21 protein-coding genes and 3 pseudogenes are annotated in these 25,343 nt (G+C 44.8%); 17 read left to right on the plus strand and 7 right to left on the minus strand.

Annotated features, from left to right (window positions below; all coding sequences use genetic code 11):
• Positions 1-286 precede the first annotated feature (286 nt).
• From KJB05_RS22415 to KJB05_RS22435, 5 genes are all read left to right on the plus strand, one after another.
• The gene (locus tag KJB05_RS22415; protein ID WP_208445762.1) at positions 287-721 is read left to right on the plus strand and encodes an N-acetyltransferase; all 435 of its coding nucleotides are present in this window, start codon (positions 287-289) and stop codon (positions 719-721) included.
• 289 nt (positions 722-1,010) lie between these two features.
• Positions 1,011-3,674 (plus strand): nitrate reductase, encoded by a 2,664-nt coding sequence (locus KJB05_RS22420; RefSeq protein ID WP_208445761.1) that lies wholly within the window; start codon positions 1,011-1,013, stop codon positions 3,672-3,674.
• 20 nt (positions 3,675-3,694) lie between these two features.
• Positions 3,695-4,600: a uroporphyrinogen-III C-methyltransferase gene (gene cobA / locus KJB05_RS22425; RefSeq protein ID WP_208445760.1), complete on the plus strand. Its 906-nt coding sequence runs from the start codon at positions 3,695-3,697 to the stop codon at positions 4,598-4,600.
• The gene (locus KJB05_RS22430; RefSeq protein ID WP_208445759.1) at positions 4,597-5,550 is read left to right on the plus strand and encodes a glycosyl transferase family protein; all 954 of its coding nucleotides are present in this window, start codon (positions 4,597-4,599) and stop codon (positions 5,548-5,550) included. Before cobA ends, KJB05_RS22430 begins: the two co-directional genes overlap by 4 nt.
• Before the next feature lie 227 nt (positions 5,551-5,777).
• The gene (locus tag KJB05_RS22435) at positions 5,778-6,695 is read left to right on the plus strand and encodes a dienelactone hydrolase family protein (protein WP_208445758.1); all 918 of its coding nucleotides are present in this window, start codon (positions 5,778-5,780) and stop codon (positions 6,693-6,695) included.
• Positions 6,696-6,850: 155 nt separating this feature from the next.
• On the opposite strand, the pseudogene KJB05_RS22440 reads toward KJB05_RS22435, so the two are convergent.
• The 3 genes and pseudogenes from KJB05_RS22440 to KJB05_RS22450 all read right to left on the minus strand — a co-directional run bounded on the left by KJB05_RS22440 (position 6,851) and on the right by KJB05_RS22450 (position 10,396).
• Positions 6,851-8,228 (minus strand): annotated as a pseudogene (locus KJB05_RS22440) (IS4 family transposase).
• 136 nt (positions 8,229-8,364) lie between these two features.
• Positions 8,365-9,738 (minus strand): annotated as a pseudogene (locus KJB05_RS22445) (IS4 family transposase).
• 127 nt (positions 9,739-9,865) lie between these two features.
• Positions 9,866-10,396 carry a type II secretion system protein gene (locus KJB05_RS22450; RefSeq protein WP_208446484.1) on the minus strand — a complete coding sequence of 177 codons (531 nt, stop codon included), beginning with the start codon at positions 10,394-10,396 and terminating at the stop codon, positions 9,866-9,868.
• Between the two features lie 353 nt (positions 10,397-10,749).
• Here KJB05_RS22450 and KJB05_RS22455 point away from each other — a divergent pair, with 353 nt between their 5' ends.
• From KJB05_RS22455 to KJB05_RS22470, 4 genes are all read left to right on the plus strand, one after another.
• Positions 10,750-11,472: a sulfite exporter TauE/SafE family protein gene (locus KJB05_RS22455; RefSeq protein WP_208446485.1), complete on the plus strand. Its 723-nt coding sequence runs from the start codon at positions 10,750-10,752 to the stop codon at positions 11,470-11,472.
• 82 nt (positions 11,473-11,554) lie between these two features.
• Positions 11,555-12,460, plus strand: a complete 906-nt coding sequence (gene rarD, locus KJB05_RS22460; protein ID WP_208446486.1) for an EamA family transporter RarD — start codon at positions 11,555-11,557, stop codon at positions 12,458-12,460.
• A 105-nt stretch (positions 12,461-12,565) separates the two neighbouring features.
• Positions 12,566-12,952 (plus strand): MAPEG family protein, encoded by a 387-nt coding sequence (locus tag KJB05_RS22465; RefSeq protein WP_009705272.1) that lies wholly within the window; start codon positions 12,566-12,568, stop codon positions 12,950-12,952.
• Complete coding sequence (locus KJB05_RS22470; RefSeq protein WP_039985857.1) at positions 12,946-13,479, plus strand: hypothetical protein; 534 nt, start codon at positions 12,946-12,948, stop codon at positions 13,477-13,479. Before KJB05_RS22465 ends, KJB05_RS22470 begins: the two co-directional genes overlap by 7 nt.
• 271 nt (positions 13,480-13,750) lie before the next feature.
• On the opposite strand, the gene KJB05_RS22475 is transcribed toward KJB05_RS22470, so the two are convergent.
• Positions 13,751-14,944, minus strand: coding sequence for an ISL3 family transposase (locus tag KJB05_RS22475; RefSeq protein ID WP_213053129.1), 1,194 nt, complete (start codon positions 14,942-14,944; stop codon positions 13,751-13,753).
• A gap of 201 nt (positions 14,945-15,145) precedes the next feature.
• Between KJB05_RS22475 and KJB05_RS22480 the strand changes: the two genes are divergently transcribed.
• On the plus strand, positions 15,146-15,685 hold the full coding sequence (locus KJB05_RS22480; protein WP_208446542.1) for a phosphatase PAP2 family protein: 540 nt from the start codon (positions 15,146-15,148) through the stop codon (positions 15,683-15,685).
• Positions 15,686-15,806: 121 nt separating this feature from the next.
• Positions 15,807-17,144, plus strand: coding sequence for an IS4 family transposase (locus KJB05_RS22485; protein WP_213053074.1), 1,338 nt, complete (start codon positions 15,807-15,809; stop codon positions 17,142-17,144).
• Between the two features lie 58 nt (positions 17,145-17,202).
• Here KJB05_RS22485 and KJB05_RS22490 read toward each other — a convergent pair whose 3' ends face one another.
• Positions 17,203-18,567: an endonuclease/exonuclease/phosphatase family protein gene (locus tag KJB05_RS22490; protein ID WP_208445908.1), complete on the minus strand. Its 1,365-nt coding sequence runs from the start codon at positions 18,565-18,567 to the stop codon at positions 17,203-17,205.
• A gap of 368 nt (positions 18,568-18,935) precedes the next feature.
• Between KJB05_RS22490 and KJB05_RS22495 the strand changes: the two genes are divergently transcribed.
• Entirely contained in the window at positions 18,936-19,250 is a 315-nt protein-coding gene (locus KJB05_RS22495; RefSeq protein ID WP_208445909.1) for a multidrug efflux SMR transporter, read from the plus strand.
• An 89-nt stretch (positions 19,251-19,339) separates the two neighbouring features.
• Here KJB05_RS22495 and KJB05_RS22500 read toward each other — a convergent pair whose 3' ends face one another.
• A complete protein-coding gene (locus tag KJB05_RS22500) occupies positions 19,340-20,239 on the minus strand; it encodes a DMT family transporter (protein ID WP_208445910.1) in 900 nt (299 codons plus the stop codon).
• A 150-nt stretch (positions 20,240-20,389) separates the two neighbouring features.
• On the opposite strand from KJB05_RS22500, the pseudogene KJB05_RS22505 reads away from it, so the two are divergent.
• The 5 genes and pseudogenes from KJB05_RS22505 (at position 20,390) to KJB05_RS22525 (ending at position 24,654) form a co-directional block, all read left to right on the plus strand.
• A pseudogene (locus KJB05_RS22505) lies at positions 20,390-20,843 on the plus strand (NUDIX domain-containing protein).
• A gap of 17 nt (positions 20,844-20,860) precedes the next feature.
• Complete coding sequence (locus KJB05_RS22510; protein WP_208445911.1) at positions 20,861-21,448, plus strand: GNAT family N-acetyltransferase; 588 nt, start codon at positions 20,861-20,863, stop codon at positions 21,446-21,448.
• Between the two features lie 173 nt (positions 21,449-21,621).
• On the plus strand, positions 21,622-22,032 hold the full coding sequence (locus KJB05_RS22515; RefSeq protein WP_208445912.1) for a GNAT family N-acetyltransferase: 411 nt from the start codon (positions 21,622-21,624) through the stop codon (positions 22,030-22,032).
• Between the two features lie 128 nt (positions 22,033-22,160).
• Positions 22,161-23,573: a coniferyl aldehyde dehydrogenase gene (locus tag KJB05_RS22520; protein WP_208445913.1), complete on the plus strand. Its 1,413-nt coding sequence runs from the start codon at positions 22,161-22,163 to the stop codon at positions 23,571-23,573.
• Between the two features lie 103 nt (positions 23,574-23,676).
• On the plus strand, positions 23,677-24,654 hold the full coding sequence (locus tag KJB05_RS22525; protein ID WP_208445929.1) for a ribonuclease Z: 978 nt from the start codon (positions 23,677-23,679) through the stop codon (positions 24,652-24,654).
• A gap of 87 nt (positions 24,655-24,741) precedes the next feature.
• On the opposite strand, the gene KJB05_RS22530 is transcribed toward KJB05_RS22525, so the two are convergent.
• A complete protein-coding gene (locus KJB05_RS22530; protein WP_208445914.1) occupies positions 24,742-25,221 on the minus strand; it encodes a YbaK/EbsC family protein in 480 nt (159 codons plus the stop codon).
• Between the last annotated feature and the right edge of the window lie 122 nt (positions 25,222-25,343).

Here is a 25,343-nt window from a genome sequence, read left to right on the forward strand (position 1 = left end):
AGCAAAATGAGCGTTGTTGCTCATGTTGGACGGTGTTCGCCCGTATTATTTTTATTATTTTTGTATATAAGAGCGGCGATTATTCAACAAAAAAGCGCTAACAATCAAATAAAAACTGGTACGACGTTCCGTTTATATGAAAGAGCTCTCATGGAAAGTCGCGCAGAATACTTCAATTTAGAGGTACGACTATCAATAAAATCGAAAGAAGTTCATGAAATCGTTAGGTTCCGTCTCATTTCGCCACTATATTTCGTTCGTCATGCCGTAAAAAGAAGAGACCACAATGAAGAGCACCTCAGCAGAAAAACAAGATTTAGTTGCACTATACGAGCTCGAACACAAGCTGTTTGGGCATCATGCGTATCCAAGATTCTTCTTCAGACAAGCATTTGATTGCTGGCAACAGGGATTGGTGGTTTCCAAACACGGCGAGCAAGTCACTGGCTATGTTTTGATGGCACAAAGTTATGAACAAAACACCCATTGGATCTTGTCACTTGCGGTAGATAGTCAGCATCGAGGAAAGGGGATTGCACGTTCGCTTGTGGAGAATGTGATCGCAAAAGCAAGTTCCGGTTCTGTTATTAAGTTAACTGTCGATCCAAACAATGCGCCGGCTTACAAGTTGTACACTTCGTTAGGCTTTAAGGTTCTGGAAAAAGAAGAAGATTATTTCGGTGATGGAGAGCCGAGACTGGTCATGGCACTAGCCCGTTAATCTTGCACTTCTGTGATTCACATTCGCACCTAATCAGTGCATTGCCAATGATAAAGCGAAAACGGATTTTGTTAAGTTATTGAAATTTAGTGTAATATAAATTGGCATCGGGTTTGCAATTTAGATTACGTTCATCGTTAACTCGATGCGCCGCTTTCCCTTAGCAGGCGGTTAAGCGGATAGGGTATTACTTTTTTGAGCTTTTATAGGCAATGCAGCCTCTCTCGTTTCGGGAGAGGTTTTTTTTCGCTTGTAGCTCGTCATTCTAAGGAAAGAATCAGGGGGCGGAATGTCGCAAGGATGCAAAAAAACCACTTGTCCCTATTGTGGTGTTGGATGTGGTGTCGAGGTCAATGCGAAAGGAATCGTTGGGGATGCGTGTCATCCTGCAAATGCGGGATCACTGTGCGTAAAGGGCGTCGCGTTGGCAGAGAGCTTGAATATGCCTTCGCGATTGCTGTATCCAAAGCTTGTCACCAAGCAGCGACCTCAAGGGCAAGAAGTACAATGGCAACAAGCCACGGATCTGATTGCAGAAAAGATTCATCAAGCGAAAGCAGAGTTTGGACCGGATTCCGTCGCGATGTACGTGTCAGGCCAGTTGTTGACGGAAGACTATTACGTCGCCAACAAACTCATGAAAGGCTATGTTGGCAGCGCAAACATCGATACGAACTCCCGTTTGTGTATGTCTTCGGCGGTTGCGGCTCATGTACGAGCATTTGGTGAAGATGTGGTTCCCGTCAATTACGATGATATTGATAAGACTGAGCTATTGATAATTTGCGGTGCTAATACCGCTTGGACGCATCCTGTTTTATTCCGACGTATTCAACAAGCGAGAGAAAACAATCCTAACCTCAAGTTGGTGGTCATTGACCCTCGTGAAACGGTCACAGCACAGCAAGCCGATTTGCATCTACCGATTAAAAACGATGGGGATGTATCACTTTTTAATGGGCTGCTTAAGTTTCTTATTGAGCAGCAATGCATTGATTCTGAATACATAAATTCCTATACCGACGGGTTTGATACACTTAAAGAAGAAGTTTCTGACTTGCGTTACGATGTCACTAATCTAACGTCTTCCATTGGGATTTCAGAAGAAAAACTCACGACATTCTTCCAATGGTTTGCGCAAAGCCCAACCGCAATCACGTTGTTTTGCCAAGGGGTTAACCAAGCCGAAAATGGTGTCGACAAAGGCAATGCCATTATTAATGCACACTTGGCGACAGGTAAAATTGCCAAGTCAGGTTGCGGGCCATTTTCTATTACAGGTCAGCCGAATGCGATGGGCGGGCGAGAAGTCGGAGGGTTGGCAAATCAATTAGCGGTTCATCGTACTTTTGATGCTAAATCTACCAAACAAGTGCAAACATTTTGGGACTCTCCAGAGATTGCCACTAAGCCCGGATTTAAAGCTGTTGAATTGTTTGAGGCGGTAGAGCGTGGTGAGATTAAAGTTCTGTGGATCATGGCAACCAATCCTGTTGTTTCTTTGCCAGATAACCAACTGGTAAAGCGTGCACTTGAGATTTGCCCGTTTGTGATTGTTTCAGATATTACTGCTGATTCGGATGTGGCGCATTACGCTGACTTGTTATTGCCCGCCGCTGGTTGGGGAGAAAAGCAGGGCATGGTGACGAACTCGGAGCGTCGGATCTCAAGACAACGTCAGTTTCAAAACCCTCCCGGTGAAGCAAAATCAGATTGGTGGGCGATCAGTCAAGTTGGACAAGCATTTTGTGCTTTGGAAAGTGCGCAGAATGGCTTTGCGTTTACTTCTGAACGAGCCGTGTTTAATGAATATGCAGCGATGACGGGCATAAATGCGAAGTCACCTTTGAAGTTAGACCTGTCTCACTACGCGAATTTAACAGAGCAAGAATACGAAGAGTGGATGCCGACCCAATGGGGAGGAGAGCGTCCTTTTGCTGATGGAATCTATTCGCACTTAGATGGTAAAGCGCGTTTTGTCGTGACTAGTGAATCTCCAACGCGTTTAGAGAGAACAAAAGGCTGGTGGCTCAATACGGGCAGACAACGTGACCAATGGCACACCATGACGCGAACAGGGCACATCGCACACCTTGCTGCCTCTGAGTTAGAACCAACCGTGTACATGAATACACTTTCCGCCACTCAAAATCGTTTAAAAGCAGGGCAACTCGCCAAACTGTTCCAGCCTGCTTCAAACACCAGTATTTATGCCAAAGTTGCCATTGATGACGGTTTAGGTTTTCAGGAGCTGTTTATGTCAATGCACTGGGCAGGTCGATATGGCGGAAAAAGCAGCGTTAACGCAATAGTAAACAGCGCGAAAGACCCTATTTCTGGTCAACCTGCGTTTAAGTCGTCTTATGTTGAAGTGCAAGACGCAGCGGTAAAAACCTACGGTATGTTCATCGGTACACAGTTTGATTCCGGCAAATTTCTCTACAGCGCATTTCAAGCAGAAAGCAATTTGGGCATTTGGCGCTTTGCACACGATAAGCGACCAAAGAAGCAGAGTTTTTGTCGAACGGAAAAGAGCCGCAGAATTACGATAGATATTGCCCAAGGTTGGCTAGCGGTGGATTACGACCTTGTTGGAGACGTTCGTATCATTCGCTCTGTTTTGGTGGTGTCTAGTGAACCGATTCAAACCGAGAACACCAACTTTACCGGCTTGATTGGCAAACCGATGGAGCTATCGCAACTGCTTACCATCACTCAATCGCAAAGCAGTGCCAAACTGGTTTGTAGTTGTTTCCGTGTCACTGATAAACAAATACATGACGCGATGGAGAAACAAGACTGCACGTCACTGACTCAACTTCAAAACAAACTCAAATGCGGCACTAACTGTGGCTCGTGCGTCTCTCAAATCAAACAAATGGTCGACAGCCATCAGCATCAAAAGGGCAAACAGCAAGCGAACCAGCAAAGTCTGGCGATTCAAATAAAGTAAGTCATAAAGAGGATAAGCACATGGAAGCGCCTTATCAAAAGTCTTGGTTTAAGAAAGGACAAGCGAGTCAGAATCAAGAACGCTCGTCTCACTTTTCTAAGCATGACCAAGCAAGCAAACTGAACCAACTTTTAGAAGACCATTCAATAGACCTCGACGCGAACCACAAAGGTTTTGTCTCGATAGTTGGAGCAGGGCCGCACGATCCTGACTTGTTAACGGTAAAGGCTGTAAAAGCGATTATGTCGGCAGAGGTTCTGTTGTACGACCGTTTGGTTAACAAAGATATTTTGGAGTTGGCTTCGCCACAAGCCGATTGGATTTACGTGGGCAAACGATGCGGACAACCTAGTATTGGTCAGGAAGAAATCTGTGACTTGATGGTATCGCTCGCTCAACAAGGAAAGCGAGTTGTGCGCTTAAAAGGGGGAGATCCTTTTGTATTTGGCCGTGGAGGTGAAGAGGCATTAGCACTCGTCAAACACTCTATCGCTTACGAAGTCATTCCCGGCATTACCGCTGCGATTGGATGTTCAGCAAACAGCTTGATTCCGCTGACTCATCGTGGCGTTGCTCGTAGCGTTACCTTTGTGACGGGGCAAGTGGTAACAGGCGCATTTGAAGCGTGGAGCCAACTGATGCAAAGCGGACAAACGTTAGTCTTCTATATGGGTTTAGAAAAATCATCGCAAATACAAACGGGTTTAATAGGCTCTGGTTTGAGAGAAGATTTTCCAGTCGCGATCATCACTCATGGTTGCAGTCCTCAACAACAAGTGCACGTTACCCAACTCAATCAGCTCAATGATTTATCGATTACACTTAAAGGCATGAGCCCAGCATTGATTGTGATGGGAGAAGTTGTCAAACTGCGCGAACAACTAATAGAAACCGTACAGTCAGTGACGGAATACGAGGGAATATGAGCAGCATTTTGGAATGTATTAGAACAGTCGGTCGCGGTGAACGTGGTAGAAAACCACTGAACTTTGACCAAGCGTTTCGAGTTATGGATGAATACCTAAACGGTGAGTGCGACGACGATCAGATGGCGATGTTATTGATGCTGAGCCGTGTACAGAACGAGACTCAACAAGAAATCGCTGGCTTTGTGAAAGCATTCCAATCCCGCATGCCTGCTATTGGTGCAGACATTGACTGGCCATGTTATGCAGGCAAACGTGAAGCGGCAGGTCAGCCTTGGCACCTGTTGGCAGCGAAGATCCTCGCCGATAATGGTCATAAAGTGCTGATGCACGGCTATCACGACCGTCAATCTGGTCGTTTGCATGCCGAAGATTACCTCGACAAGTTTGCTATCAAGAAAGCGGAATCAGCCGAAGACGCAAAACGTGTCTTAGACACACGAAACATCGTGTATCTGCCGCTGAGTGCGTTTGCTCCTCAAGCAGAAACCATGATCGGTTGGAAGAATCGTTATGGGCTTAGAACGCCGATTAATACTGTGGTCCGAGCATTGAATCCAGGGCAAGCAACGGTTGGTATTCGTGGTAGCTTCCATCCTGGATTCCAACAACTTCATGCTGAAGTCGAATACGAGATTGGTCAAACCGCTCACGCTGTTGTGTCATTCAAAGGGCAATCGGGTGAGTCCGAATACAATCCGAAAGTAAGCCAAACGGTATGGCTAAGCCAAACAACTGGCGTGACATCGCACTACTGGACGGAGCAAATGCTGTCTGAGGTGCCAATGCCTGCGAACTGCCCATTTGGGACGTCAGAAGATGACATGAACCAAATGGCGAATACGGTTCTCGCTACCATGACAGTGGTCTTGTTTGCACAAATGCACGACAGAGAAAAAGCATTCGAACGTGCCTTCTCTTACTGGCAAGCCTATTGTGGCCAACAATAACGCACTACTGTCAATTAATGTAAAACCAATGACGCAAAGTTGTTGAATCTGAATCCATTATCTATTGTTTGTAGAAAGGAAAAGATCCTAGCTCACCAATGATATATTTCGCCAGTCTGTTTCGTATGAGAGTGGTGAAATTGCAGTTCTAGCCTCAATCACCTTGGTTTTTATGTTCGATTGAGAATTTGAAATCCGTTTATGGTAAGACACAGAGGACATGGATAATGGTTCTAAAGCATACCACTCCGAGTAAAAAGGCTTCTCATCCCATTCCGCAAGAAGCTTTCGATTGGTACGATGAATATGCACACGGAAAGATCTCTCGCCGTGAGTTTATTAATAGGCTGGGTGGCCTTGCGGTGCTTGGTTTTAGCATGACAGCGCTTGTCGATGCTTTAACTCCGAATTACGCACTGGCAGAACAAGTTTCCTTTAATGATCCTGAAATCAAAGCAACTTACGAAACCTTTCCATCTCCAAATGGGCATGGAGAAGGGCGTGGTTATTTGGTGATGCCACAGAAGAAGACCTTAAAATCGCCGACTGTGTTGGTGATCCATGAAAACCGAGGTCTGAACCCTTATATCAAAGATGTCGCAAGACGACTTGCAAAAGACGGCTTTATTGCTTTCGCTCCAGACGCACTTTATCCACTTGGTGGCTATCCGGGGAACGATGATGAAGGTCGCGCCATGCAGAAAGAGATGGACAGAGCAAAGATAGAGCAAGATTTTATTGCGGCGGCTAATTTCATCAAACAGCATGAGGATGGGAACGGTAAGTTGGGGGCGGTCGGGTTCTGCTTCGGTGGCTACATTGTCAATATGCTTGCGGCGGTAATGCCAGAAGAGTTAGACGCTGGTGTGCCTTTCTACGGAACGCCAGCGGCGCAAGAAATTCAAAAGCAGGTCAAAGGCCCCTTGATGATTCACTTTGCAGGGCTCGATAAGCGTGTTAATGACACTTGGCCTGCTTATGAACAGCAATTGATCGCGACCGACGCGCAATACCAAGCCTTGATGTATGAAAATGTAAACCATGGCTTCCATAACGATTCAACAGCACGCTACGCACCAGAAGAAGCGGCACTCGCTTGGGAACGTACACTAGGCTTCTTCAAAGAACATCTCGCCTCTAGTTAAAACGCTTCAACTTTAGTTGGCACAGTCCTTGTTATGTCTTTCTTAATGAGTGAGATATAAACAAGGAATGTGCATGACTCAATCAACGTCAAAAACACCCGTCATAGTATGCTGTGCTGTGATAGCCTCCAAGAGCCTGTCTCTTGATCACAAGTCTAGTGATCAAGAGACATTGCGAGCTCGTAGCCTTCAAGGATGGTTTGCAGTTTAAACCATCCTTCCCATAGTGCCTTTATTGAAGCTCTGCCCGTCCTCTTGGTATCTTTCCAACCGCCTAATTTAGCAAGATTTCTGTACGCCCAGCTCATATCGGGTACTTCTTTAGGTAATGTCTTGCTTTCTAGTTTCAACCACAGCAGCTTCCAAGCTTTTGTGCCCAAGGCCTTTTCACAACTTTCTGTTGATAGCTCATCAACTTCTTTAATGAAACGTAACGCCAATAAACGAGTCGCAACAAAGGCATAGATGACACTTAACCTCTCTAAGTTACCTTTACTTTGGAGTCTTAGTGACTCCACATCCGTACCTTCACTTTTCCAGACTTTATGGAAGTCTTCAATCAGCCATCGACGCTCGTAATAACCGATAATTCTCATGGCGTCTTCAACGTTGTTTATTGGCTCCGACGTCAAGAGGTGCCATGCTAACTTGTCTTTTGATGCCCCTTGCTCAAGGCAACCAACATAATAAACAGGTATGCCTGCGTGCTCTTTTTGTTTGCCGGAGCCTTTAATGTCACCTGACCATATTTAACGTCAAGCTTTACATCTCTCGCTTTTCTCCCTCCTTTTGGGGGATGGTAAGCTCCTTTGTCTCGACACTTGGTAACGCTTGCGCATAGTCGTAAAGCTTTTGAGCGTGTTCTTCTAGACAACGACTTTGCATTGAGCGAACGACAAAGCGCTGCTGATGTTGACGTTTATAAGTTAAGTATTCGAATAGGTCTGCTTCTCGGTCACAGACCGAGATAACATCTAACATCTTATCCCCTAGGCGCTCAACGACACGGTGAGAAGCTTGCTCCCATTTGTAACTCTCTTTCTCCTCGTAAGGACGAGTCGCGTGTTGGTGCTTTTGCCCACGCTTAGTAATATCTCGGCTCCATCGTTGTTGCTCGATAAGACCAACAATGGTCTGACTTTGTGGTGCAAAAAGTAACGTCGAATGTACATGGAGAGCTCGAATTCTGTCGCCTTGATTCGTGTGCCCGAGTTCATCTTTTATACTTCGATGAGGAAAACAGAGCGTTGTTGTATCTTCAAGCGCGAGTAATTCCTCATGCTCGTTAGCTCGAGATACCGTTGATTGAAAACCTGCTTCAGCGATGTCTTTTGCATCGATGTTTTCATTGCGGATAAAGCGATATGCCCCTTCCATATCGGCGGGAGAAAAAGGAAGTTTAGCCACGGAGACTCCTGGTTGATTAGCAATGGAAGTCGCTAAACTGATGAGGCGTTGTGTTCTTCGAGGATCTTTAAGTTGTGCTTGTCCAAATTGTTCTTGCGCCCAAAGTTTAGCGTCTGAGTGTGTCATCTTAGTGTTTCAGTAAGGATTCTTAAGTGATCAGATCGCACACACTTGAAAGAGTTCAAAAAAAAATCCCTAAGCTACAAGCTTAGGGATTTGTGTATAAGAGACAGGCCGATTGGCCTGTCTCTTGATCACAAGTCTAGTGATCAAGAGACATTGCGAGCTCGTAGCCTTCAAGGATGGTTTGCAGTTTAAACCATCCTTCCCATAGTGCCTTTATTGAAGCTCTGCCCGTCCTCTTGGTATCTTTCCAACCGCCTAATTTAGCAAGATTTCTGTACGCCCAGCTCATATCGGGTACTTCTTTAGGTAATGTCTTGCTTTCTAGTTTCAACCACAGCAGCTTCCAAGCTTTTGTGCCCAAGGCCTTTTCACAACTTTCTGTTGATAGCTCATCAACTTCTTTAATGAAACGTCGCCAATAAACGAGTCGCAACAAAGGCATAGATGACACTTAACCTCTCTAAGTTACCTTTACTTTGGAGTCTTAGTGACTCCACATCCGTACCTTCACTTTTCCAGACTTTATGGAAGTCTTCAATCAGCCATCGACGCTCGTAATAACCGATAATTCTCATGGCGTCTTCAGCGTTGTTTATTGGCTCCGACGTCAAGAGGTGCCATGCTAACTTGTCTTTTGATGCCCCTTGCTCAAGGCAACCAACATAATAAACAGGTATGCCTGCGTGCTCTTTTTGTTTGCCGGAGCCTTTAATGTCACCTGACCATATTTAACGTCAAGCTTTACATCTCTCGCTTTTCTCCCTCCTTTTGGGGGATGGTAAGCTCCTTTGTCTCGACACTTGGTAACGCTTGCGCATAGTCGTAAAGCTTTTGAGCGTGTTCTTCTAGACAACGACTTTGCATTGAGCGAACGACAAAGCGCTGCTGATGTTGACGTTTATAAGTTGTATTCGAATAGGTCTGCTTCTCGGTCACAGACCGAGATAACATCTAACATCTTATCCCCTAGGCGCTCAACGACACGGCGAGAAGCTTGCTCCCATTTGTAACTCTCTTTCTCCTCGTAAGGACGAGTCGCGTGTTGGTGCTTTTGCCCACGCTTAGTAATATCTCGGCTCCATCGTTGTTGCTCTATAAGACCAACAATGGTCTGACTTTGTGGTGCAAAAAGTAACGTCGAATGTACATGGAGAGCTCGGGTTCTATTGCCTTGATTCGTGTGCCCGAGCTCTTCTTTTATACTTCGATGAGGAAAACTGAGCGTTGTTGTATCTTCAAGCGCAAGTAATTCTTCATGCTCTTTAGCTCGGGATACGGTTGATTGAAAGCCAGCTTCAGCGATGTCTTTTGCATCGATGTTTTCATTACGGATAAAGCGATATGCGCCTTCCATATCGGCGGGAGAAAAAGGAAGTTTAGCCACGGAGACTCCTGGTTGATTAGCAATGGAAGTCGCTAAACTGATGAGGCGTTGTGTTCTTCGAGGATCTTTAAGTTGTGCTTGTCCAAATTGTTCTTGCGCCCAAAGTTTAGCGTCTGAGTGTGTCATCTTAGTGTTTCAGTAAGGATTCTTAAGTGATCAGATCGCACACACTTGAAAGAGTTCAAAAAAAAATCCCTAAGCTACAAGCTTAGGGATTTGTGTATAAGAGACAGGCCGATTGGCAGCCTTTTGTTTATTCAGGACAAGGGAGTATTTTTAGGGTGTAGCTCTCATTTTCCGACTCCGGTGGGCCATATAGAATGCCACATTGAGTGAGGCTTGCCCGAGGATCGTCAGCTGCTGCTATTACCATTTCACGAGTAGTTGACCCTGCTGGGTGGTGAATTGTTTTCCAGTCTGAACCGTTTTCATTAAGGTTTTGCACTAGTAATTGCATTGCCTCGCTATCTGCGTCCGGATAGCCGTAAAGAAAAACACAACGCTTTGAGCCTCCAATCTCGCAGCCATCAAAGGGTAAGTCTGCCTGCGGGGTGTTTTTATCAAAGTTCGAAACGTAGCTTCGGTTCTCTAATCCTGCTACCGCCATTTTCCCATATCCAATTCCTAGACCTGAAGCGATTGCACCTTTCATACCTTCTAAACGAGCTTCGCGAGCATCGTCTTGAATGTTTAAAAAGCGTGGCGCGGCAGTGACAGCAAGGATGCCGAGAATTACGATAACAACAACAAGCTCAATTAAAGTAAAACCTGATTTTCTTTTCATAAACCATCTTTAAGTTAGGTTGATACGATAGTCTAATGTTTATGTGTTTTATGGTTCTATAGACTACTAAAGTTCATCTTTGGTGAATTTTATTGGTGTATTCACTCTAAATGGAGTGTGATTATAGTTCTGTATTTTTGTTCTTGATAGCATTCGTTTTATAAATGTTATGACAGGGCACCACTGATTTTGTAAGTCGCAAAATGTGAGACTTAAGAACTCAGATATTGAAACATTTTGATTGTGTTTTTAATGGCTTTGGTGAATCCTACGCGGGGTGAGAGTGAGGTATTGATAGGTGGTGTGTATTCAATCAACTCTCTAATAATTAATTAAAATATAAGATCATATCGATGGATTTCGATTCAACTAATTTGCTTGCAATAGGACTGATTTTCCTTGGCTCTTATGTTCAAACCGCCATTGGTTTTGGCCTCGCTATTGTGGCTGCGCCATTGTTGATTCTTTGGGCACCTGAATATGTACCTGCACCAATCTGTCTGGTGGCTCTGTTTATTTCATTAATGAACGCAATGAAGCACCGCAGCAGTGTTGAAATTGGTGGCCTAAAAATGGCTTTGATTGGTCGTGTGCCAGGCTCGCTAGCGGGTGGGGCGCTGTTGTTCTTTGTTTCCACTGAAGCACTCACACTTTGGATCGGTTTTCTCGTACTGTTTGCCGTAGCAGTAAGCGTACTCCCATTCCGTATTGAACCAACTCCCGGACGCATGACGTTCGCAGGCTTCTTCTCTGGTCTGTTTGGTACCAGTTCTGCGATTGGTGGTCCACCGATGGCTTTGCTATTGCAACATCAAGAAGCGAATCAGTTACGTGGTAACCTGTCTGCATTCTTCGTATTTAGCTCTATTATCTCTTTGATAGTCCAGATACCCGTTGGTTTCTTTAATCTTCATCATTTGGTGATCACGTTGCCATTGCTACCGGCTGCTGCATTTGGTTATTGGTTAGCAATCAAAACGACACAGTCATTGCCGAAAGAAAAGATTCGCTTTGGCGCACTTACGCTGTGTTTTGTTAGTGGAATTACCGCCGTGGTTCAAGGCCTAGCACTGTAAAGTTGAGTCATCGTTTCAAATTCGCTTTACAAGAGCACTTTGCTCTATAGAATCGCGTCACTTTTTATTTGTCGAGTTAGTTATGAACAGCAATCGTTACGGCAACTTTATGGCTGCATTGTCCTTCGTCATTTGGGGACTGTTGCCAATTTACTATCGCTTTTTACCAAACGCATCGATGGATGAACTGCTTGCGCTGCGTATTATTGGTTCAGTGCCTGTAGGTTTTGTTCTCGTTCTGGCGATCACGCGTCATATGCCAAAATGGTCTGCGATCTGGCAGGATAAAAAATCGCTTTGGTATACGTTTGTTGCCGGTAGCTTAATGTGTATTTCTTGGGGGGCATTCACTTGGGCATTAACGAACAACCGCGTCATTGATGCGAGCTTGGGCTTCTTTATTGGCCCATTAATCTCCGTTGCACTCGGCGTGTTTGTGTTGGGCGATAAGCTTTCAAAAGGGCAGTTCATTGCGATTCTTCTGGCGACCATCGGCGTGTTATATCAAGTTATCCAGTACGGTCAATTACCACTGGTCGCTCTGACAATGGGGATATTCTTCTCGCTTTATGGTCTGTTTAAGAAGAAGATTAACTTTGATTGGAGCACGACGCTGTTTATCGAAGCGGTAGTGCTGACGCCAATTGCACTCGCTTACTTAATCGTAAAACAAGTCACAGTGGGCGAGTTGGCCTCAACCGTGGATATGACCACTTTTATGCTCTACTTGGGTAGTGCGCCTGTGACACTTTTGCCGCTGATCTTCTATTCGATTGCGATTCGCATCACCAATTTATCGACGGTGGGGTTGATGCAGTACATTGAGCCAAGCTTGCAGTTTGTACTGGCTGTTGTGTTCTTTGGTGAGATGTTCGACAGCGTTAAAGCGGTGACTTTTGCCTTTATTTGGGTGGGACTTCTGTTCACGATCTTCGAGGGCATCGCTAAGCTATCAAAAAGAAAAAAGCTTGCTGACCACTCAATTTAGCCAATTCCTTCTTTAGATTCATAGGGCTAGCTTATATTTAATATATAGTTAGCCCTTAGTTTTCGTTATTCGAATGCTATCGCAATATCTAAAGAAGGAAGATTTATGATCACCGCTCTCTACGCATCCATTCTCGCTTTACTGCTCATCTGGCTCGCTTTTCAAGTCATCAAACAACGTCGAAGCAACAAAATCGCCTACGCTGACGGCGGCGTTGAAGCGCTTCAAATCGCCCGAAGTGCCCAAAGCAACGCAAGTGAATACATTCCTATTACTCTGATTCTAATGGCACTTGTCGAATACAACGGTGCATCAGTTTGGCTGATTCATCTTGCTGGTGTTGCATTCGTCATTGGACGCATTATTCATGCGCGCGGAATATTAGGTGAAGACTTAAAAGGGCGCGTGACCGGGATGAAGTTCACCTTCTTTACTATGATTGGTTTAGTGGTGCTAAACTTAATCTACTTACCTTACGGTAATTTATGGTAAAAAACGCGACTTACTTACCGCCAGCGTGGCTACTGGTTCTTATCGGATTGGTGCTAAATATCGCGGCGATCGTACTGACGAGCGTGGTGCTCGATAAACTAGGAAAAGAAACCAGTTTGTTGGCCGATCAAAAGGCCGACAACTTGTACTCCATTCAATTGGCGTGGAACAGTGTAGAAACGCTTGAGAGAAAGCGAGAAGTGTTGCTACTGCATCTCCATTTGTCGCAAAGCGAAGCGGTGTCTGAAGAGATGAATCAAGTCCTACAAGGACACCTTTCTGCATGGACGGGGGAAAAGGTTAGCGCCATTGAGATCACCCAACTGCCCAACCTTATGTCTGAAATCAATCAAGCTCAAACTAACTATCGAAACCGCATCGACAGTTACTACCTAGAAAACCTTGAGGTAACTGAAGTTATGTCGAGTTTGGAAGAAAAGATCGCATGGTACAAAAGCATTGGACTGTTTTTGCAAGTTTTTGGCTTAGCTTTGATTTTAGCGCGAGACCTTGCTCGTAAACCTTAATGGCCAATGTAACTTGTTTGCCATTTGCAAAAGATTGTTTGCAATATGCATATGATCTTATCTCGCAAGAGTGACTATTCGTTCAAATTAAGTGCAAATGGTTAAATAACAATCGGTTTGAGTGCGTCAGAAAGTTGGCATGCCTAATGCTTTAGTTATAGCGACCCTTTTAAGCCGAGGGTCACCTAGCCAACTGACGTTGTTAGTGAACCCAATTGTTCACACGTATATACAGCCAATCACATCTCTTGTGGTTGGCTTTTTTTTTGGTTCATCGCGGCTTTCCGGGGAAAGCCGCTTTTATCTTTAAGAAGAAGTAATCAGTATCTCGATAACCATATCCCATCCGCTTGATTAACTTTATCTTGTTATTTATCCCTTCAAGCGTACAGGTATTCAGCGGGTAGCTTGCCGAAGCAGTAATCCCATGAAGATATGGGCGGAGCTTTCGAGCAAACTCTTTTAGCGGCTTAATTCCACTCTCATTCACTTGCCCCAACCATACCTGCCATAAGTTTTTAGCCTGAAGTTCAGACTCGCAACGCCATAGCTCTTTTAATTGCGCACCCAGTAAGTAGGTTGTCATCAAGTCCTGATTCATATTCAATATTTCTGTGAGGTAGCTTTCCTGTTGTGTATTTAAATTATCCTTATTTTTCAATAATACCCAGCGCGAACGCTTGACCCATTGCCTTGCTTTTTTATCCTGTTTTAGCTTATTGGCTTGGTCGACTCTGACTCTATCCATCACTTCACGACCGAACTTAGCAACAACGTGGAACAAGTCATAAACGACACGGGCATTTGGGCAATGCTCTTGGACTTCAAGGTCAAAAGCCGTATTCATATCCATTGCTACTGCTTCGATATTTTTTCCGTGCTCGCCTAATTGTTCAAAGAACGGTCGAATATCCTTGCGGCTACGACCTAGCCCTATCCAGATAACCTGATGACTTTTCGCATCTGCAATGACCGTCGCATAGCGGTGTCCTTTAAAAATGGCGAACTCGTCCATGACGAGTTGCCTTAATTCACCCCATTCAACTTGCGGTACTACTTGTTGAAGCCGACGCTTATCTATCTCTTTGATTGTGTGCCAATGAACGCCTGTCACTTGGGCTATATGCTTAATAGGTAGCAGAGGTAACAACTGTTCTATATAGCTTCGTAGGCGGTTAGTGATACGAGCATAAGGCTCTAACCAAGATAGTTGTTCTGTTTTAATGCCGCAGTGGCTGCACTTGATGCGTCGGGTTTGAACGGACAGTTCAACGGGAGCTCCTAGCAGTGTGGCTTCCTTCACGTTACGCCACTGATACTCATGTATGGCTTGAGCTTTAAGCCCGCACGGACACCTAGCGATAGAGTTAGGTTTGAGAGTGAGCTTTATTAATGATGGAGTCTGATGAGACTTTACTATATGAAAGCCTTCCCAGAATGAAGATAGGAAAGTATGATTCGACATGAAAACGGTAGTTTGTGTAGGTTTTGTTTGGCGATAAAACTCTATCACTTACTGCCGTTTTTGTTTTCAGTTCCCGCTTATCCGCGATGAACCTTTTTTTTTCACAATCAATTCACGCTTTAATTGTTACAGTTTCCAGTCGAACAATGGCGATGGCTGTGGTAGTTTTCGCGCGCATATAAATTCTAATTGGTTGTATTAATGAAGAAAGTTGTACGTTTAGTTGGTGTTGTCTCTATTTTTGGCGCTCAATCAGCAAACGCGATGAGTGAAAAAGATTGGGACGTGCTTACCGATATCGGTGCTTATGGTTTGGTTGCAACGGCTGCCGCAGTACCTGCATATAAAGGGGACTGGGAAGGTTTTTGGCAAGCCGGTTTCAGTATTGGCGCTGCGTCAGGAATTGGTTTGATTGGTAAAACGACCATCGATGCGGAGCGCCCAGACAAAAGTGGTAATGACAGTTTCCCTTCTAACCATACGGCTAACGCTTTTGCTTCGGCGACAAACCTTTATTTACGTTATGGCTGGGAAGCGGGCTTACCTGCTTATGGGGTCGCGACTTTAGTTGGTGTTGGTCGAGTAGAGGCGAAGAAACACTATTGGCGCGATGTACTTGCTGGTGCCGCTTTAGGAACCTTGACCGCATACGTGTTCACTGACGCTTATGATGAAAATGTTCAGTTCGTTCCTTGGGTGACGAGCGAAGATATGGGCGTATCACTTACATACCGCTGGTAGTTTGAACTTTGAAAAACAAAAAGCCTCGGCATAAACCGCAATGTAGATCAGATAAGGATCGGTTGACCGATCCTTCTGCTGAGAGATAATCGGAAGCCTGTTTCTAGGCTTCCGATTTTTTATGTCTATCCAAAACTGTTTTGCCGATTTCCTCGAAGAAAATCCTGTTGATGTAGCTCAACTCACCACTTTCTCTGAACATATCCCAGATGAATGGGTTGTTAAGGCAGCTAGTCTTTCTGATAAGGCGACTATTCGCCGACGTCGGCTACCAAGTGACATGGTCTTGTGGTTAATTGTCGGCATGGCCTTCTTCCGTAATGAACCTATTGCCGAAGTTGCACGAAGAATGAATGTCTGTGCGGATGGCTTAGCCGATGAAGAGTTATTAGCAAAAAGTGCTTTAACTCAGGCAAGACAACGTTTAGGTAGAGCTGCACCAGAGTGGTTGTTTAAACAATGTGGGCGGACGTGGGGTCTTGAACGATACCGTGATGATACGTGGCAAGGATTACAAGTTTTTGCTGTAGACGGTGCTCTTTTTCGAACCGCAGATACCCCCGAACTTAGAGAGCACTTTGGCTCGGGTAATACCTCCAGCAACAGACAGACACCGCATCCAGTGCTAAGAGTTGTGACTATCATGAATGTCCGCTCTCATGTCATCGTTGACGCCGCTATAAGCCCCTATCGGCGTGGTGAAATCCCGCTTGCTATGCCCTTCATCGACTCCTTGCCAGATAACTCTGTGACGTTACTGGATAAAGGGTTTTACGGTGCAGACTTACTTCTCTCTCTTCAAAATAGCGGTATCAATAGGCATTGGTTGATACCAGCAAGGAAGGGGCTGAAATACACACTTCTAGATGAAGAAGAAAGTAATGACATGCTCATAGAAATGAAAGTCTCTCCGCAAGCTCGCAAAAAGAACCCTAGCTTACCTGAGAAATGGCAAGTCAGAGCGGTGACCTACGAAGTACAAGGTAAGCAGAAAACCGTTTTTACCTCCCTTCCTAGAACAAACTACGACGCGAAGGCAGTAGCCAAACTCTACCACGAGCGTTGGGAAATCGAATTGGGTTATCGTGATATCAAAAGCTCAATGCAACACAATACCTTAGTATTACGCAGCAAAACAGTAGACCTTGTTTATCAAGAACTCTGGGGGCTGTTGCTTGGTTATAACTTAGTAAGACGTGAAGCGAGTCAGGCCGCGGTTGAGCATGGAAGAATGCCGAATGAAATTAGCTTTAAATATGCTTGTCAGTTTATAGCGAGCCAACTGAAGGTGATGAGTAAAGCGATATCGCCAGGCAATACACCTAAGCGTTTAAAGAGTCTCAGGGGAGATCTATCCATCCTCTTTATAGACAAACGCCCTAAGCCTAATCGGCCTAGGGCGGTAAAAATATCAAAGACCCGATATCCTGTTAATCGCAAAGCAACTCCGCTTAAGTGAACTACATTGCGGCATAAACCGAGGCTTTGTTGTATCTGAATGTTAGCGTGTTCGCGTTTTAGAACTGAGCTTTAATCCAGATCATGCGGTGGTCAGAAGAAACATCTTTACCATTACCGTATTTACCAATGCGCTCATCGTTAAACAGTTTACGACCTTCTTCGTATGACGCAGCCCAGTAAACGCCAGAATCAACCACGTTTAGGTTTGCTGAAGGCATTGCATAGTCAACACCCAGACCGAACGTCGAAGTGATGCGGTTAGGGATTGGGTGAGTAGAACTGCTATCTACTGCGTGTTCTGCAGCACCGAAGCTAGTTGGGTAAAGCTCACCGTTCATCACTTCTTGGTTTACTAGTGGATCGTTATGGAATGCTTGCATGATTTCACTAAAGCCGTCGCCATCTAATGGATCAAGGTTTTGGTCACCCATCATGACGAATTTCGCACCTTCTGTCAGACCACCTTTGTTGCCAGCATCATCGTAAAAGTATTCTTTGCCTTGTACGTAGTGATGCCAGAACTCAACTTCAGCTCCGTTTTGAACTTTGTTCTTGCCTGGATCGAATACTGGTGGAGTAGGGTGAGACATCAGTAGGTGAACAACTTCGTCGCCTTTCTCGGTAGGAATAATAATTGGTGCATCTACGTGGTTTTTAGACGACAGGCGAACGACGTCCCACTCTTCATCAGTGTACCAATCGTCACCACACTTCATGCCATCTGGAATGGTTTGTGAACCGTCACAGATTGTGATTTTAGGGATTTCTGCGCCTTCCATGTCCTTCCATTTGAACTCTTGGAAAGTACGAGTGTTTTCTGTGTCGATCTCGTATTTAGACATCAACGCGAAAGCGTATTGGCCGTGGTAGAAGCCAAAGCCCCAAGCATCGCCAGGAAGCTGGCCAGCTGTGCCGTTGTTATCTAGGTCAAGACCACTGTTTAGGCCTGTGTTTGTTGAGTAAGACTCGGCGTAAGGGTACTCGATTGGCTCTAAGTTTGCTTCACCACCTGCACCGTTAAGGCTTTGCGCAACAGATAGGTAGTTATTTTGGAAACCTTCCAAAGCAACCATATCCTCACCAGTACCGTCGTTGTTGTATTCCGCCATCATAAGAACGTCAGGACGGTTCTTCTGAATGATTGCGGCAACGTTACGGATCTGAATGACTTTCTCAGCCATTGTTTTGTCTTCATCCGCGATAGTGCCATCAAGGTAAGCGGTGACAAGCTCAGTTTGTTTTGCTGGCTCTACTTGCATTTCAGCTACAAGGTCTTCAAAAGTACTGCGATCAAAAGAGAGGTTATAAGTGGCGATCTTTACTTCTTTAGGTTGAACATCTACGTATTCAGTGTCGTCATTACAGCCAGTTAAAAGCGCTGCACCAACAAGGAGAGCAAGAGGAGTTTTGATGTATTTCATGGGTATGTCATACCTTATAATTGGATTCGCGCAAATACTAAAGTTATCAGTAGCTTTTGTAAGCGATCTGGGTCACACAAACGATTGCGTAGTTACACGTTCGCTCAAGTTTTGTGTGATTAATGCAATAAATGCATCATTTTCAACAGCAGAAGGTTATATTCAAACTGTTAAATAATGATGTCTATTTTATTTAATGTGTTTGGATTTATATTTCATATTAATCAGTTTGGATAGACTTTGTTCGCTACTCATCTGAGTTTTAGTAGTGGGAAATTTTTCTTTATACTAGGCGTCTAACAGAAGTGAGGACGACCTCACCGCTCTTTTCTTTCTCGGGGACGACCCCAATCGTTAGGAATCTCTCAATGGCTTGGGCAATTCTTTTTCTTGCTGGTCTATGCGAAGTCGCATGGGCGGTCGGGCTAAAATACACCGAAGGTTTTAGTAAGTTTGCACCATCTGCATTCACTATTGGATTTATGGGGTTGAGCTTTTGGTTACTGGGTATCGCACTAAGAACGTTACCGCTAGGCGTTGCTTATGGAGTTTGGGTAGGTATTGGTGCGATAGGTACCGCAATTGCCAGTATCTATTTATTTAATGAGCCAGCCACGTTAATCAAGCTTATCAGTTTACTGCTCATTGTTACGGGTATCGCGGGTTTGAAGTTCGCAGCTTAGCGGTACAAATACAGCCAAAAGAAAAGCCAGAGTGATGCTCTGGCTTTATTCTTTTTCGATCAAACGAAACGTAAGTAGAAGGGCGATTGCTATCGTTTTATAAACGGCAACTTGAGATGCTGACCAAATACGTTGACCAGCGCGCCTGTTACGATTAATGCGCCACCTAAGTATGTCCACGCCGAAGGTAATTCACCAAAGAAAACGATGCCCAAAACGACAGAGAAAATGATCTGTACATAAGAATAAGCCGATGCTTTTCCTGCTTCTTGTGTTTGCATTGCTTTCGTGAGGCCCAGTTGTCCTATTTGTGTAAAGACGCCGACCAAAACGAGCATCATCGTCAGATACAAATCTGGCATGACGAATTGATCGCCAATCAAAAGAATCGATGCAGGCAGCGCCACCAACGGGAAGTAAAAAATGATCACCGAGCTGTCTTCGGTCTGACTTAACTTACGTACGATTACGTACGCGATGGAGCTACCAAAAGCACCTAAGATGGCGATCATCACACTGAACATGGGTAAAGCATGTTCGGCGTCTGGACCAGTTTCTGGCCTCACCATAACGTATACCCCAAGCAAACACAGGGCGATACAGATAAACGTCGAAGACTGGATACGTTCTTTAAGGAAGAAAACCGCAAGTAAGGCAGTAAATACAGGGTGGATGTACTGGAAAATGGTCGCTTCAGCTAGTGGTAGCGTTGTAACGGAATAGTACACGCACATCAAAGCCATGGTTCCTACAGCGCCTCGCGCGAAAAGGAGAGGCTTATTATTACCCCAAACCGAAATACCTTTGCGTTTTACATCAAGATAGCTGATCACCAATGAGACTAGTGCCCTCGCTGCTACGATTTCAAATACAGGAATGCGGTGCAAGCTAACATGTTTTACGGTGGCGGACATCAGTGCAAAGCCAAAAGCGGACAGCACCATAAAGCGCACGCCAATGGGAATCATCGAATTGATTGAGTTAGGCATCTTACTGCTCGTTTATTGAGGGAGATCGCACTTTAGCATACTAGACTGACAAAAAGATCAGCACCTTGTGATTAAGACTCCTGATCTTCTTGAAGCAAGGTAGACTGTCTCGTTCAGATATAAAAACAATAAATACATAAGGAGAAAGGGATGATTCCTATTCAAGCAACGCATGTGTCTGGTGTGGTGATTTCCGAATTCGACGGCATAAAGAAAATGCTGTTGTTAGAGCGAGTCAAAGGTGGTTATTGGTGTCATGTCGCTGGTGGTGTGGAAGAAGGGCGAAACTGGCTGGCAAGCCATCGTACGAGAGCTTAAGGAAGAGACACAAATCGAAGATGTAGAGCTCCATAGCGCCGATTTTTTAGAACAGTTTTATGAGGCACACAAGAATCGAATCATGGTCATTCCTTGTTTTGTCTTGTTCTGCAAACCGAATCAAATGGTGACGCTAAATCATGAACATACGGATTATCGTTGGTGTACATTACAAGAAGCCAAACAGCTCGCACCATTTGCCAATCAACATCAACTATACGAGCATGTATGGAAGCACTATGTTGAAAGCAAACCTTCACCATTCACAGTGATTAAACAAAAGTAGGTCAACAAGTTCTCCAGATGTACCAAGGATATGAAAAACACCAATTGCGACAAATCACAGAGCGCATATCCATTGAACCTTTATTGACAAAGCATGCGACGCCTTTGCTTGCTGCCGTGAATAAGAGCCGTGAACACTTGTCACAATATTTGCCTTGGACGGATTGGGTCACGAATCGCAGAGAGGCTGTCGCTTACATATCTCAACGTATTAACTCTAATGCGTTTGAGGCGTATTGGTTCGCCATTCGCCTCGATCAGAACTTTGTTGGTGTGCTCGGTTTGAAAGGCGTGAACCAAGAAACGGGTGTGGCGGAAGTGGGATATTGGCTCGCTGAACAGGGGTATGGTCATCGCATTATTGATCACGTTTTATCTGTTTTATTGCCATTGGTTCGTGAGCGAGGGCAAACAAGTGCGGTTCAATTCCATTGTATGGAAGGCAATGTTCCGAGCATCAAGATTGCAGAGCGAGCAGGGGCGGTATTAAAGGAATACATAGACCATGATTTTGAAATGCTCGACTCTCGTCAGAGGTTAGGAGTTTATGAGTTGGTATTTGAAGCACACCCAAGGACGAGCCATTCGCTAGAAGAGCGTGCATAACCGCAACAAATTTGAGCCTACTGGAAAAGGGGCGTGATGGTTGTAAATTGTTCGATTTAAGCCTTTGTCACAAATTACAAACTGCATTCCGGTTTTAGTGATAAGAAACTTATCATGTTCGAAAAGATAATCCATTATTGCAGCGATGAATGAGTACTCATTGGTATTTAGATATGGAAATTGCAATTAACCGGATCACGTGGCAGCAAGCCATGCCTATCCGACACCAAGTATTATGGCCTAACAAGCCTGTGGAACATTGCCACGTAGAGGGTGATGAAGAAGCAGAGCATTATGGTGCGTTTGTTGATGACGTTTTAGTCGGCGTTGCGTCGATATACCTTGACGACAATCAAGCTCGGCTGAGCAAGTTCGCCATATTACCTGACTATCAAGGGCAAGGTATTGGCTCTTCAATGGTTCGCTATATTTTGGTGAACTTGAAGCTATCTCCTGTTGAGTATTTTTGGTGTGATGCAAGAGAATCGGCGCTCATCTTTTACGAACGTTTTGGAATGCATACAGAAGGTGAACGTTTTTACAAATCGGAAGTGCCGTATTTTAAAATGAAGCTTGCGCTCTAATGAACAGAAATCTGAGTTTCAACTCTAACTTCCTAACCTCTTAAATAGTCACAATGTTGCACCTATGTTAAGTTTAAATCGTACATAAGTGCGACATTGCCAGTTGTCAGGGGTACAAGGAGAAAATCATGAATGCGATCGTAGACGTCGAAGTTGGTCAACTGCTGCAACAAAAGTTAGATAAGCTCAAAGCCGGATACAACACGGATCCTTATCCGAGCTTGGATTCGAGAAAGCAAAAGCTGACTCTCCTTAAACAAACCATCTTAAATAACCAGCAAGACTTGGTGGAAGCGTTAAGCGCCGATTTCGGTTATCGCTCTGAATTTGATACGGCTATGACGGATGTATTGCCGACGGTTGCGCAAATCAATTACACCCTGAAACGCCTCAATAAATGGTGTAAGCCAAGTCGTCGTCATGCAGGTTTGTTGCTTGCTCCTTCAAAAGTCACCGTTGAATATCAACCGGTTGGCGTGGTTGGCATCATTTCGCCTTGGAACTTCCCAGTCATTCTCAGTTTATCGCCATTAGTGACCGCGCTTGCAGCTGGTAACCGAGTGATGATGAAACTCTCTGAATTCACCCCTATGGCCAACAAAGTGATTTCTGAGATTTGTCGAGCATTGCCTGAAGATGTTGAAGTCGTAGAGGGCGAAGCGGAAGTTGCTCAAGCGTTCAGTAAATTGCCGTTTGATCATCTGCTGTTTACAGGATCAACCAACGTTGGTCGCGCGGTTGCTCGTGCTGCTGCTGAGAATTTAACTCCAATTACGTTGGAGCTCGGTGGTAAGTCACCGGTGATCGTGGCAGATGACGCTAACTTGAACAAAGCAGTTGATGCGATTCTATTTGGTAAATGCATCAATGCTGGACAAATCTGTGTTGCGCCAGATTATGCCTTTGTACCAGAGGGAAGAATCAACGAATTTGTCGCGCTGTTTCTACAACGTTTTGAAGCGTTGTACCTCAAAGGCCAAAACGACCAAGGCTTTACTCATATCATCAATCAGCGCCAGTACGATCGCTTAAAGGCAGTATTGGAAGATGCCAAAGCCAAGGGCGCGGAAATACATACCGTGTCCGAGACGAGCGTAGAAGGCCGACTACTATATCCGCACCTAGTGACCAATGTTTCGGAAGAGATGACCATTATGCAGGAAGAGATTTTTGGTCCTCTTATGCCAATCAAGCCTTACCGTGAGATCCAAGAGGCCATCGACTACATCAACCAGAATCAACGTCCACTTGCTCTGTACGTCATGTCAGAAGATAAGAACGTTATTGAGCGTATTACCCGTAATACCCACAGTGGCGGGGTTGGAGTGAACGACACGATTTTGCACGTTGGTGCGGAAGACGCGCCATTTGGTGGTATTGGTGAATCTGGTATCGGCCACTACCATGGCGAGGAAGGTTTTAGAACCTTTAGCCACGCCAAAACCATTCTAAATACACCAACGTGGTTACCGCGTGTAGGAGTGTTGATGGAAAGACGTGGCATGGCAATCAAAGCATTACAAAAGTTGTTTATGAGGTAAGTCGTACGCTTCGGAACTTCACTCATTAAAGCCGTCGGTAGGACGGCTTTTTCAATTCATGTAAGTTAAAATAATGGTAGTTAATGGAGTATTGAATAGGCATATGGAGCTGTATTTCTTAGGAACGTCCTCTGGGGTTCCAACTAAATCCCGTAATGTTTCTGCGACTGCTTTGCTGGAGAGCAAGGGAAAAGGGTGGTTTCTAGTTGACTGCGGAGAGGCGACTCAGCACCAATTGCTACACACTCCGTTATCACTTAATTATTTACGAGTTATTTGTATTACCCATATTCATGGTGACCATTGCTATGGCTTACCGGGCTTACTCGCCAGTGCAGGCATGAATAACCGTAAAGATCCTCTGACGATCATTGCCCCAGAGGGGATTAAACAGTGGTTTGAAGCGACTCAGGCGTTCACCAAACTCTATCTGCCATTTGAACTTCACTTCATTGAAGTAGAGCAGTTTGATTCGATTGAAATTGGTCAGTTTACGATTACCGCTACCGGACTTTCTCATCGCGTTCCTAGCTTTGCTTACTGTTTTGAAGAATCAGCCATTCGTATGTATCCAGACATTGAAAAACTTGAGCAATTGAACATACCGAGGGGACCTATCTGGGGAGAGCTTGTGCGGGGCAATGATGTGGAGTACCAAGGTCAAACCCTAATGAGTAAGGCGTTTACTAAGCTTGCACACCTTCCTAGAAAAGCGATCATTTGTGGTGATAACGACACACCAGAGAAGCTCGATAGTCTAATTGAAGGCGCGCATCTGTTGGTACACGAATCAACGTACTCAGAAGCGATGAAAGAGCGAGCAGGAGAAGTCGGTCACGCCTATTCCTCACAAGTCGCCAGTTATGCGCAGACAACACAAGTTCCGAGCTTGATTCTCACTCACTTTAGTCCTCGTTATCAATTCAGCCCTGAAGCGGAAGTGTCGATCGAGCAGATTCGGCAAGAAGCTCAAACCGCTTATTCTGGTCATCTCTTTCTTGCTCACGATCTCGCCCATTATCGAATTGACAGGGCGGGTTTGGTTGAGGAGATTAAAGACGCCAAGGATAAGGACGAATAAAGGCTCTTGTCGCGAAAGCAATTCTAAATGAAATCATCACAACAAGAGCCAACCTGTTCTAGATACCGCATTCATTGCAGCTTAAGACTAATGAAATACCTGACTACTAAAGCGTAGAAAACGACTTTCTCCCATCAGTTCGCGGAACGCTTCTTTATCTAACTTAATCAAGGTTTTATGATCGCCTGCTTCCAAATACACATGCTCTAAATTGGCGAGCATTTCATCGCAAATGGTTGCCATGTGATAAGCGCTACCCACTGGAGGTATCGCACCGTTATCGCAATCGGTAAACAAACGATAGACTTCTCTTTCTTTGATCAAATGGAAAGAAGCATTGAGCTCGTCATTCAATCGAGACAAGCTGATTTTATTATTCGCAGGCAAGACAGCCATCATATGACGACCTTGGTGATCTTCCAAAATCACACCTTTTGCCAAGTTATTGAGAGGGATACCCGCTGCAACACCGCTTTGCAGCGAACTATTACTATGACTGTGATTCACGGTTTGAAAGTGAATATGGTGCTCAGTCAAATAGTGGTCGAGCCGGGTTGACATGGTCATGTTAGCCTCCAGAGTGTTGAGACCCACATAAAGTATAGGTAAATCTCTATTCCCCTGACGCTTTACTTGAGCTGTTCTACGCTTACTGAAAGCCAACCACAGAGTATGGCATTGAAAAAGGG

The organism is Vibrio sp. B1ASS3 (genome assembly GCF_905175355.1).
GTDB lineage: Bacteria > Pseudomonadota > Gammaproteobacteria > Enterobacterales > Vibrionaceae > Vibrio > Vibrio owensii.